Here is an 810-nt window from a genome sequence, read left to right on the forward strand (position 1 = left end):
TTCATAACTATAAATGAGTAAATACCAAATATTGCACAAAATAAAGACACCCGCTGCTGAATGATGTATCATTGAAGTACCAACAAACAACATACTCAAACAACAAGGGAGTGTCCGTTGCAAACAGTATACATCATTCCAACAGTATTTACAATTACTTTAAAACCTTAAAACTCGGATTATTTTTATCCGATGTGTACCTAAACCATCTGATGACTATCATTGTTTCCGTTTTCCTCCGTGGTTACAGGGGGAAAACTGTAGATTTCGCCGAAGTAAGTAACCAGCACAGAACCACAACCGCCTATTTCCTGAACCACGGCAAGTGGAATGATTCCGCTCTCCAGGATACTTTGAAAAATGCCGTCATACAGGTTATTTATCAGGAAGCGCAACGCTCAGGACAGCCTGTTTTCTGTATTGTAGATGATACGATTGCTTCGCATACCAGGCCTTCGTCACAGGCCGGGCATCCAATTGAAGCAGCGTACTTCCATCAATCCCATTTAAAGGGCTGTCAGGATTATGGGCATCAGATTGTTTCCGTCATGCTTTCCTGTAATGGACTCATACTGAATTATGCCAATATCCTGTATGACAAATCAAGATCAAAGATACAGAGTGTCCAGGAGATTGCAGATGAGCTTCCCGTGGCACCGGTGATTTCCTATTTCCTTTGCGACAGCTGGTATACCTCCGTAAAGGTAATGGACAGTTTTATCCGGAAAGGGTTTTATACGATCGGAGCGCTGAAGACCAACCGGGTCATCTATCCATGCGGGATCCGTCAGAAAGTCAGTGAGTTTGCCC

1 protein-coding gene is annotated in these 810 nt (G+C 43.1%); it reads left to right on the forward strand.

From position 1 onward, the window contains the following. Positions 1-71 precede the first annotated feature (71 nt). On the forward strand, positions 72-810 hold a 739-nt coding region (locus D1841_RS17680), incomplete at its 3' end, for a transposase (RefSeq protein ID WP_237076459.1).

This window comes from Neglectibacter sp. X4 (assembly GCF_009917365.1).
In the GTDB taxonomy this organism is placed as follows: domain Bacteria; phylum Bacillota; class Clostridia; order Oscillospirales; family Acutalibacteraceae; genus Acutalibacter.